General features: G+C 57.9%; 12 protein-coding genes and 1 pseudogene. 6 read left to right on the top strand and 7 right to left on the bottom strand.

Annotation, left to right across the window (positions count from 1 at the left end; translation table 11 throughout):
- Both M0974_RS28585 and M0974_RS28580 read right to left on the bottom strand, forming a co-directional pair.
- Positions 1-174 (bottom strand): annotated as a pseudogene (locus tag M0974_RS28585) (transcription elongation factor GreAB); the annotation flags it as partial.
- An 18-nt stretch (positions 175-192) separates the two neighbouring features.
- Entirely contained in the window at positions 193-606 is a 414-nt protein-coding gene (locus M0974_RS28580) for a hypothetical protein (protein WP_297845024.1), read from the bottom strand.
- Between the two features lie 256 nt (positions 607-862).
- Here M0974_RS28580 and earP point away from each other — a divergent pair, with 256 nt between their 5' ends.
- Positions 863-1,996, top strand: a complete 1,134-nt coding sequence (gene earP / locus M0974_RS28575; protein ID WP_297845022.1) for an elongation factor P maturation arginine rhamnosyltransferase EarP — start codon at positions 863-865, stop codon at positions 1,994-1,996.
- A gap of 47 nt (positions 1,997-2,043) precedes the next feature.
- Entirely contained in the window at positions 2,044-2,613 is a 570-nt protein-coding gene (locus M0974_RS28570) for an elongation factor P (protein ID WP_297845021.1), read from the top strand.
- Positions 2,614-2,726: 113 nt separating this feature from the next.
- Here M0974_RS28570 and M0974_RS28565 read toward each other — a convergent pair whose 3' ends face one another.
- Both M0974_RS28565 and M0974_RS28560 read right to left on the bottom strand, forming a co-directional pair.
- Positions 2,727-3,146, bottom strand: coding sequence for an organic hydroperoxide resistance protein (locus tag M0974_RS28565; protein ID WP_297845019.1), 420 nt, complete (start codon positions 3,144-3,146; stop codon positions 2,727-2,729).
- 391 nt (positions 3,147-3,537) lie between these two features.
- Positions 3,538-4,011 (bottom strand): MarR family winged helix-turn-helix transcriptional regulator, encoded by a 474-nt coding sequence (locus tag M0974_RS28560; protein ID WP_297845017.1) that lies wholly within the window; start codon positions 4,009-4,011, stop codon positions 3,538-3,540.
- 212 nt (positions 4,012-4,223) lie between these two features.
- Here M0974_RS28560 and M0974_RS28555 point away from each other — a divergent pair, with 212 nt between their 5' ends.
- Positions 4,224-4,970, top strand: a complete 747-nt coding sequence (locus M0974_RS28555) for a sulfite exporter TauE/SafE family protein (RefSeq protein WP_297845016.1) — start codon at positions 4,224-4,226, stop codon at positions 4,968-4,970.
- Here M0974_RS28555 and M0974_RS28550 read toward each other — a convergent pair.
- Entirely contained in the window at positions 4,960-5,814 is an 855-nt protein-coding gene (locus M0974_RS28550) for a LysR substrate-binding domain-containing protein (RefSeq protein WP_297845027.1), read from the bottom strand. The two genes, M0974_RS28555 and M0974_RS28550, sit on opposite strands and share 11 nt — an antisense overlap.
- A 95-nt stretch (positions 5,815-5,909) precedes the next feature.
- Here M0974_RS28550 and M0974_RS28545 point away from each other — a divergent pair, with 95 nt between their 5' ends.
- Complete coding sequence (locus M0974_RS28545; protein ID WP_367279065.1) at positions 5,910-6,146, top strand: DUF1127 domain-containing protein; 237 nt, start codon at positions 5,910-5,912, stop codon at positions 6,144-6,146.
- Positions 6,147-6,195: 49 nt separating this feature from the next.
- Positions 6,196-7,422 carry a winged helix-turn-helix domain-containing protein gene (locus M0974_RS28540; protein WP_297845014.1) on the top strand — a complete coding sequence of 409 codons (1,227 nt, stop codon included), beginning with the start codon at positions 6,196-6,198 and terminating at the stop codon, positions 7,420-7,422.
- A gap of 154 nt (positions 7,423-7,576) precedes the next feature.
- On the opposite strand, the gene M0974_RS28535 is transcribed toward M0974_RS28540, so the two are convergent.
- Complete coding sequence (locus M0974_RS28535; protein WP_297845012.1) at positions 7,577-8,926, bottom strand: class II 3-deoxy-7-phosphoheptulonate synthase; 1,350 nt, start codon at positions 8,924-8,926, stop codon at positions 7,577-7,579.
- A gap of 129 nt (positions 8,927-9,055) precedes the next feature.
- On the opposite strand from M0974_RS28535, the gene M0974_RS28530 reads away from it, so the two are divergent.
- Positions 9,056-9,811, top strand: a complete 756-nt coding sequence (locus M0974_RS28530; protein ID WP_297845010.1) for a spermidine synthase — start codon at positions 9,056-9,058, stop codon at positions 9,809-9,811.
- A 10-nt stretch (positions 9,812-9,821) separates the two neighbouring features.
- Here the strand turns inward: M0974_RS28530 and M0974_RS28525 are convergent.
- Positions 9,822-10,149 (bottom strand): enoyl-CoA hydratase-related protein (locus M0974_RS28525; RefSeq protein ID WP_297845007.1); only part of this gene is annotated, 328 nt, incomplete at its 5' end.

Genomic DNA, 10,149 nt, shown 5'->3' with positions numbered 1-10,149 from the left:
GGCTTGGCCAGTGGCCAGGTACGACGCTTCTAGGCCGAGGGTGTCGTACTTATTCTCGGCGATGTTTTCTTCGTGGGTTGCCGTCTCGTAAGCGGTCTGCGCAGCCCGTTGCAGCAGATCAAGATCGACCTTGAGCGTGGCGATAATCAATTGTAGGACGGCGTGTTTATCGATGGACGAAAGCATCAATGCTTAACCGCAGAACAAATTGACGTTGGTTCGGGTTTTTTCACTGGGTGCGGTCTGGTTCTGTTGTTCCCAGAACTGGCATTTTGGACCGCTGATGCGTTTTTCCCGAGCGGCCTTGGCGTCGTCGTCGTCCTGTCGCGCTTGGGTGTCTTGCAGGTTCTGTTTGTATTTCTCAAACATCGGATTATCCGACGCCTGCTCGGACTCGTCCTGTGGCGTCGACGCGGCGGGCACCGATGCAGATGGACCCTTGTGCGGAACATGCAGTTTGATTTGATTGACTGCCGCGCTCACGGCGCTGACGTTGCTAGCCACCAGTGAGTGGTAAGCGAACATGCCGGTTGCTGCGACAGCGACGCAGCCGAGCCAGACGCCCAGCGCGATGCACAAAATCAGTTTCAAGGGACGGGTGGACATTGGGGGTTCCTGGCATGGACGGCGGATGCCGGTGATTGTCGCACGACGGGCGCCTGAAGCTGGAGCTTGCAGAGGGTTTTGACGGACAATCATCAGTGAGAGGCCCTGCCGGGTCCAGGGCGGCGCACAGATATTCCTCTGTAGGAGCCAACTGGTTGGCGAGGCGGTGTATCAGGTTCACCGCGCCGGACTCTCGCCAACCAGTTGGCTCCTACAGATACAGCGAAAATTCATATTTTGTTTGATGAGATCCGGCATGAAAACCTCCTGGGATATTTTCTGCAGCGTTGTGGATAACTACGGCGACATCGGCGTGACCTGGCGACTTGCCCGGCAATTGGCCGCCGAGCATTCCTGTGCGGTGCGTTTATGGGTGGATGATCTGCAACCGTTTGCCCGGCTATGCCCCGGCGCCGATACAACGGCTGCGCAACAATGGCAGGACGGCGTGAGTGTCTGTCACTGGAGCAAAGAGTGGCAGCCAACCGAAGTGGCAGATGTAGTGATCGAGGCCTTTGCCTGCCGTCTGCCGCCAGAGTATTTCGATGCGATGCCTAAGCGCCCACAGCCACCGCTGTGGTTGAACCTGGAGTACCTCAGCGCCGAGGAGTGGGTGTCCGGTTGCCATGCGTTGCCGTCACCGCAACCCAACGGCCTGCGCAAGATTTTCTTCTTTCCAGGGTTTCGCCCGGACACCGGCGGCTTGCTGCGGGAAAGCGGATTGCTGGACCAGCGGCATGCCTTCCAGCACGACCCTCTGGCGCAGCGCAGCTTCCTGCAGGGGTTGGGCGTCGAGCCGGTTGACAATGCGCGGCTGATTTCACTGTTCGCTTACGAAAATGCCGGGCTGGCCAGTTGGTTGGAGGTGTTGGCAGCGGACACTCGGCCGACGCACCTGTTGGTGCCGGAAGGTCGAATTTTGGGGGATGTGCAGCGTTGGCTTGACGTCGATGGCCTCGGCGTAGGTTCAATCGAACAGCGCGGTGCATTGACCGTGCAGATTTTACCTTTCATCCGACAAGAGGATTACGACCGGTTGCTGTGGCGCTGCGATTTCAATGCGGTACGTGGCGAGGACTCATTCGTCCGTGCGCAATGGGCCGGTCGCCCGCTGCTGTGGCATATCTACGAACAAGACGACGACGCGCATTGGCTCAAGCTGGAGGCCTTTCTTGAGTTGTACCTGAAAGGCCTTTCGCCGGCCGCGGGTGAGGCATTACGCAACGTTTGGCGGGCCTGGAACAGTGGCAATGAAATGGGTCAGCGCTGGACTGAGCTGCTACTACACTGGCCGCAGGTCACTGAACACGCTGAGCGTTGGTGTCTGGAACAGGCCTCGCAGGCTGATCTCGCCGCCGCGCTAGTACTGTTTTATGTAAATTGGCTATGATACGCGGCCTAGATTTTTGTAAATCCATCCAAATTCGGATATTCGTAATGAAAACTGGTAAAGAACTCAAACCCGGCACAGTGATTAAGCTCGAAAATGACCCTTGGTTGGTTCAGAAAGCTGAATTCACCAAGTCCGGTCGTAACAGCGCAATCATGAAGACCAAGTTGAAGAACCTGTTGACCGGTTACAAGACCGAGATCGTATACAGCGCCGACGACAAACTCGAAGACGTGATCCTCGATCGTAAAGAAGCCACCCTGTCTTTCATCAGCGGTGACACCTACACGTTCATGGACACCACTGACTACACCATGTACGAGCTGAACGCTGAAGACATCGAAGGCGTTCTGCCTTTCATCGAAGAAGGCATGACTGACGTCTGCGAAGCGATCTTCTTTGAAGAGCGCCTGGTATCGGTAGAATTGCCAACCACGATCATCCGTGAAGTTGACTACACCGAAGGTTCCGCACGTGGCGACACGTCGGGCAAGGTGATGAAGCCAGCCAAACTGAAAAACGGTACTGAGCTGAGCGTTGCCGACTTCGTCAACATTGGCGACAAGATCGAAATCGACACCCGTGACGGCGGTTCGTACAAAGGTCGCGCTAAATAAGCGCAGTCTTGTATCGCAGCAACGAAAAAGCCCGACCATAGCGTCGGGCTTTTTTGTGTCTTGGAACATCACGCAGCAGGTAACCGCCGCCGTGGCCCCCAAAGTTATTGGGGTTAAACGGTTACGTGCAGGCGTACGTCGACGTTGCCGCGGGTGGCATTGGAGTACGGGCAGACCAGGTGAGCAGCATCGACCAGTGTTTGTGCAGCGGCTTGTTCAAGGCCGGGCAGGCTGATGTGCAAGTCGATGTCCAGACCGAAACCGCCTGGGATCTGGCCGATGCCGACATGGGCAGTGATCGAGGCGTCTGCGGGGATGGTGCCCTTGGTTTGGCTTGCAACGAATTTCAGTGCGCCGATGAAGCAGGCCGAGTAACCGGCAGCGAACAGCTGCTCCGGGTTGGTCGCTTCGCCGCCAGCACCGCCGAGTTCTTTGGGGGTGGACAGTTTGACGTCGAGAATCTTGTCGCTGGAAACAGCCCGGCCATCACGGCCACCGGTAGCGGTTGCAACTGCAGTGTAGAGAGTGTCCATGGTCAAATCCTCACATCAATGGTTAGGTGTTTTGCGCTAAATATTTGCGCGCTAACTAAGCTCCCGGTAAATGTATCGCGCAAGTATTTAGTGCGCAATATAATTTTCTACGAAAGTCGCGTTGAGGTCGATTTTAACGAGACTGGAGGGGATTTATAGAACGCTTGGCGCGAGGAGTTGCGCGGGGTTGCAGCACGAAATACCGTTGGTCGGGGCACTCTCAAGCATACAACCTCCCACAGGATCATTCGGCACTGTAGGAGCGAACTTGTTCGCGAAGGGATCGACTCGGTATTCCAGACAGACCGCGCCTCCTGCTTCCCGAACAAGTTCGGTCCCACTGAGTTTCGGGAAGAACCGGTGAAAGCGGTATGTCAGGCACACCGCATAATCAAAGGCTGTCGTGCAAGTTTTCGCGCAGGGCAATAAGGTCGGCTTGCATCGATTTCAGCTCAGCCATGGACCGGCCGGAGGCGCCGAGGATGCAGGCGGGAATGGTCTTGGCTTTCTCGCGCAGTTCGCGGCCTTGCTCGGTCAGGTGAAGCAACACCACCCGTTCATCTTCCTTGCTGCGAGTGCGGCTCAGCAGCCCCTCAGCTTCCAGGCGCTTGAGCAGTGGCGTCAGTGAGCCGGGGTCAGTCAGCAAGCGCGTACTGACGTCGCCCACGGTCAGGCCGTCGCGTTCCCACAGAACCATCATCGCCAGGTACTGCGGGTAGGTCAGCCCCAACGCTTGCAGCCAAGGCTTGTAAACCTTGGTCATCATCAAGGACGTCGAGTACAGGGCGAAGCACAGCTGACGGTCGAGCAGCAATTGATCGTACGTCCCCGCATCGTGGGTGGAGGAGTTATCATCAACGCTCATGTGAAATCCTCTGTATCAATTGCCGTTTAATTTAGTGCCACGATGTTTAATGCGCCAGCTAAATTATCCCGCACCTGATCAATACGCTCAGCCCATCGTTCATGAACCGTGAATCCCGCATTCAGCAAATGTTGAGCAAATAGTGCTGCCCTTGCATTTCCTGCCTCGGCTTGACTGCGTAGCATGCGCGCATCAGTTGATTGGGGTGCGGTGTGATTGAGATTGTGATGTTTGTGTTGATGGGCGCGGCCATGGGCACGTTGGGTGGTCTGTTTGGTATCGGCGGCGGACTGGTGGCAATTCCCGCGTTAGGCGTGTTGTTCGGCCTTGACCAACAACTGGCCCAAGGCACCGCGTTGTTGATGGTATTGCCCAACGTACTGTTGGCGTTATGGCGCTACAACCAGCGTAACCGGATTTCACTGCGTAATGCCCTGATGCTGATTATTCCGAGCTTTTGCCTGGCTTGGCTGACGTCGCTGTGGGCGGTGCGGCTCGATCCACATAGTATGCGTCTGGCTTTTGTCGGGTTTTTGATCGTACTGACCGTGTTCAATTTGATCCAGATGTACTGGCGTAACGGCAACGCCAGCACTGAACTGCGTCACGCTAAATGGTTGTGGGTGTTGGGGCTCGGTTCGGGCGTCACCGGCGGGTTGTTCGGCGTCGGCGGCGGGGTCATCGCCACGCCGATTCTCACCGGCGTATTTGGCGCGACACAGGTGGTCGCTCAAGGCCTGGCATTGGCGCTGGCGACGCCCAGCACCGCGATTACGTTAGTCACCTACGCGGTGCACGGGCACGTCAATTGGCAGATGGGTATTCCCTTGGCCGTCGGCGGCTTGGCCAGCATCAGTTGGGGCGTCAGGCTGGCGCATTCGCTGCCGGAAAAAATGCTGCGCACCTTGTTCTGCGGCTTTTTGGTTATTTGCGCCGTGGTCCTCGCGCTTAAAGTTTAAAACCTTCGACGATGTACTCTGCCAGGCATTCAACGATCGGCGACGGGTTATTCGGATTGCGCAGCAACACGATGCTGGCGGATGGCAGCAGCGGCAAACCTTCGGCTTCGCCCACGATACGCAAGTCTGAAGTGAGCAGGCTTTCCAGTTGCGCGGTCACCGCCAGGCCGGCGCTGACGACGGCGCTGATCGCTGCCAGGCTGGCACTGGTGTAAGCGATGCGGTATTCGCGCTCTGCGGCGTCCAGCGCGTTGCACGCCCAGGTACGGCAAAAACAATCTTCGTTGAACATCGCCAGCGGCAACGGCGTTTGATCGTGTGGGCAAAATCCTGCTGCTTCCATCCAGACAAAGCGCTCATGGCGCAAGATTTGCCCGATCTCAGTGCCGGGCTCACGGGTCACTATGCTCAAATCCAGATCATGACGCAGCAGCAATTGCTTGGACGGCTCGCAATGCACCTCCACTTGAATCAGCGGATAGGCTTGGGCGAAGCGTTGTAAAATCCCCGGTAAAAACCGCATGACGTAATCATCCGGCGAACCGATTTTCACTACCCCAACCATGTGCGGCTCGCGCAACGTATTGAACACCTCGCTGTGCAGTTTGAGGATGCGCCGGGCATACCCCAATAACACTTGGCCCTCTGCAGTCAGGCTGACGGTGCGCCCATCTTTGCGAAACAGTGGGCGCTGAACCACGTCGTCCTCCAGGCGTTTCATCTGCATGCTGACCGCCGATTGCGTGCGGTTAACCAGTTCGCCCGCGCGGGTGAATCCACCTTCATCGGCGATGGCGACGAAGGTTCGCAACAGCTCGCTGTCGATACTTGGGTACGTGGCCAACTCATCAATCTCCGAGATGCAGTGCATAAGAAACATTCGTTGGATTGATCATAGGCCCAGCGCGAAACTGTTGTCATCCCAAGATGGAGGTCAGGATGATGAAAGGTCAAAAAGGTTATGTGTTGATACAAAAAGGTGTTCGCGCTGGTTCAGCCAATGCGAGCTTTCTCTCAACAATCACACGTGTGCTGTTGCGCTGGTCGACGCTGTATCACCAACGTCAGGAACTGGCGCGCCTCAGCGACGATGCTTTGAAGGACATCGGTATGAGTCGGGCGGATATTGAGCAGGAAGTTTCTCGCCCCTTCTGGTATGACCCGATGAAGCACTGACAGAGCGGCCTTCGATCAGGTAGTTTTGTGGACTGATCAGGAGGCCGGAATGTCCGCAGAACTGTCACTCAAACAAGCACGCCGTCTGGCGCTGGCCGCTCAAGGTTTTACCGGGCGCCAGCCGCCAGTGTCTATCAAGGCCGCGCACATCAATCAGTTGATCGAGCGCCTTGGCATCTTGCAAATTGATTCGGTCAACGCGCTGGTGCGATCCCATTACCTGCCGTTGTTTTCTCGCTTGGGCAATTATGCTCAGCCATTGTTGGATCAAGCCGCGTGGAGCCAAGGCCGTCAGCGCAAGCTTTTCGAGTATTGGGGCCATGAGGCGTCGTTGCTGCCATTGAGTCTTTATCCCCTGTTGCGATGGCGCATGCGACAGGCGTCACAAGGTGTGGGGATCTATCAGCAAATGGCCAAATTTGGTCGTGAACAGCAAGCGACCATCGCCAAGGTGTTACAGACGGTTCGTGAGCAGGGTGCGCTGGGTGCGGGGAGTCTGAGCACTCGCCAAGAGCGTGCCGGACCCTGGTGGGATTGGAGCGCCGAGAAGCATGCGCTGGAATGGTTGTTCGCGGCGGGGGAGGTGACGGTCTCCGGACGTCGCGGATTCGAGCGCTTGTATGACGTCCCGGAACGGGTGCTGCCGGCAGCGATTCTTGATCATCCAGAGATCAGCGCAGGTGAGGCGCAGCATGGTTTGTTGCTGCACGCGGCAACGGCGTTGGGCGTCGGCACCGATAAGGATCTGCGCGATTATTTTCGTCTGGCCCCGGCGCAGAGTCGTTCGGGCTTGGCGGAACTGGTTGAGGCCGGGGCGTTGCAGGTGGTTCAAGTGCAAGGCTGGCGTCAGCCAGCGTATTGCCTGCCAGAGCAGAAACTGCCGCGCAAGGTGAGCGCCAGTGCTTTGCTGTCGCCGTTCGATTCGCTGATTTGGGAGCGCAGCCGTACCGAGCGGTTGTTCGATTTTCGCTACCGTCTGGAAATCTATACCCCTCAAGAAAAGCGGGTGTACGGCTACTACGTGCTGCCGTTTTTGCACAATGAACGGATCGCCGCCCGCGTGGACTTGCGCGCCGAACGCGCTTTGGGCCGTTTGGCCGTGCATGCGGTGCATGAGGAAGAGGCGCAAGGTTTGGACGAAGAGGGGATGTTGGCGTTGGCAAAAAACCTGCGGCAAATGGCTGACTGGCTGGGCTTGGCGCAGGTGCAAATTAACTGCCAGCGCGCCAGTGCGGCGCGCCTGCGGGTGGCGTTGTTACGGTTGCAAGCAGACTGAGCATTACCGCGTTGCAGCAGACCCGGTGGGAGCGAACTTGTTCGCGAAGGGACCGACTCGGTATTCCAGACAGACCGCGCCGCCTGCTTCCCGAATGAATTCGGTCCCACAGTGGATCGAGCGCAACTGTGGACCGAATTCATTCGGGAAAGCCTTAACGCGGTCTAACCTGCTTCAACGTCTCGGCAATCAAAAACGCCAATTCCAGCGACTGGTCAGCGTTCATCCGTGGGTCGCAGTGGGTGTGGTAGCGGTCGGACAAGCCATCTTCGGTGATCGGCCGTGCGCCGCCGATGCACTCGGTCACGTTCTGCCCCGTCATCTCAATGTGAATACCACCGGCGTAAGTGCCCTCCGCCTGGTGCACCTGGAAGAACTGTTTGACCTCATTGAGAATCTGCGCAAAGTCGCGAGTCTTGTAGCCGCTGCTGGCCTTGATCGTATTGCCGTGCATCGGGTCCGAACTCCACAGCACCTTGCGACCTTCGCGTTCCACCGCACGAATCAACTGCGGCAAATGATCGCCAACCTTGTTCGCCCCCATGCGCGCAATCAGGTTCAGGCGTCCCGGATCGTTGCTTGGGTTAAGCGTGTCGATCAGCCGGATCAGGTCTTCAGGGTCCATACTCGGACCGACTTTGACCCCGATCGGGTTGTGCACCCCGCGCAGAAACTCCACATGCGCGCCGTCCAATTGCCGAGTGCGGTCGCCAATCCACAGCATGTGCGCCGAGCAATCGTAGTAATCGTTGGTCAAGCTGTCACGGCGCACGAAAGCTTGTTCGAAGTTCAGCAGCAAGGCTTCGTGGGCGGTGAAGAAACTGGTTTCGCGCAATTGCGGCGACGTGTCCAGACCACAGGCGCGCATGAACGCCAGGGTTTCATCGATGCGACCGGCCAGTTGGCTGTACTTGTCTGCCAGCGCCGAGTTGGCAATGAAATCCAGGTTCCACTGATGCACTTGGTGCAAATCAGCAAAACCGCCTTGGGCGAACGCACGCAGCAGGTTCAGCGTGGCGGTGGATTGGTGATAGGCCTGTAATAACCGGTCTGGGTCCGGTACACGGCTTTTTTCGTCGAAGCCAATGCCATTGACGATATCGCCCCGGTACGCCGGGAACGTCACGCCGTTGATGGTTTCATCGTTGGCCGAACGCGGTTTGGCGAACTGCCCCGCCATGCGCCCGACCTTGACCACCGGGCAACCTGCCGCGAAGGTCATGACGATTGCCATTTGCAGCAGCACTTTGAAGGTGTCGCGAATCTTCGCCGCCGAGAACTCGACAAAGCTCTCTGCGCAATCACCGCCTTGCAGCAAAAAAGCCCGACCTTGGGTGACCTCGGAAAACTGCCGACGCAACTCGCGCGCTTCCCCGGCGAACACCAGCGGCGGATAACTGGCCAGCGTCTGCTCGACCTGCAATAAATGCGCGGCGTCGGGGTATTGAGGTTGCTGCTGAATCGGCAGTGCCCGCCAGCTGTCGGGGCTCCAGGGTTGGCTCATGTTGAAAATCCAGGTCAATGCAGTCGGACCGCCATCTTAACAGCCCCGGTGCGAGCAGGCTTGCTTGCCAATGGCTGCACAGACGACAATCCGCGCTTTCCGCTTTCCGCCATGCCGTTAGGAGAAGCAATGACTGAGGAGCGCGTCGAGCGTTTACTGGCTGAAGTACACGATGCCTTCGGCATGATCCGTGTGCTGGAAGTGGACGAGTATCGATTCCTGGAGTTCGGCGATGCCATCGAGCAAAGCTGCACGTTCACGGCGGACCCAAGCTGGTTGGAGTACGACTACACCCGCGCGATGTTTATCGCCGCGCTGTGTCACGAGGCTCCGGAAAGCGCCTTGTTTCTGGGCCTTGGCGCCGGGACGCTGACCCAGGCGTGCCTCAAGTTCTTGCCCCTTGAAGACGTTGAAGCCATCGAATTGCGCCCGGACGTTCCGCGGCTGGCCATCGAATTTCTCGGCCTGGACGATGACCCACGGCTGTACATTCGCATTGGCGATGCATTGGAGTTGCTCGACAGCGCCGAGTCCGCCGACTTGATCTTCGTCGACCTGTATACCGATTACGGCCCAGGAGTCGGGCATCTTGCGTGGAAGTTCTTGGAAAACTGTCAGAAACGTCTGAATCCGGGCGGCTGGCTGGTGATCAATCAATGGGCGGCCGACGACGGTAAACCGCTGGGCGCTGCGTTGTTGCGCGGGCTTTATCACCGCCACTACTGGGAGCTGCCGGTGAAGGAGGGCAACGTCATCCTCATGGTGCCGGCAGACCTCGAACAGGTGTTGGACCTGGAGGCAGTGACCGAGCGAGCCGAGGCACTGGCACCACGATTGGGTTACTCGCTGCTGCCACTGATCAAAGCCATTCGCCCAGCTACCTGATTAGTCGTGCCTAGCGACCTTTGAAGTTGCCGGGCCTACGTTCGAACATCGCCTGTAACCCTTCTTGCGCGTCTTCGCTGGCCATCAGTTGCCGGGTCAGCGCAGGCAGATTGTTCGCCGCAGCGGTTTCGCCTTCAAGCAGCGCCTGACGGGCCGACGCCAGTGTGGTGTAAACCCCAAGTGGCGCCTGCTCGGCAATGCGCGCCGCCAACTGCACCGCGCGCGGCAACAAATCTTCGCTGGCCATGACCTCTTGGACCAAGCCCATGCGATAGGCCTCATGCGCGTCGAACTCGTCGCCTGTCAGCAGCCAACGCATCGCATTGCCCCAGCCCGCC

This window comes from Pseudomonas sp., from assembly GCF_026224925.1.
Classification (GTDB): domain Bacteria; phylum Pseudomonadota; class Gammaproteobacteria; order Pseudomonadales; family Pseudomonadaceae; genus Aquipseudomonas.
The sequence above is the reverse complement of the archived record's forward strand: the minus strand, read 5'-3'. Positions and strand labels throughout refer to the sequence as shown.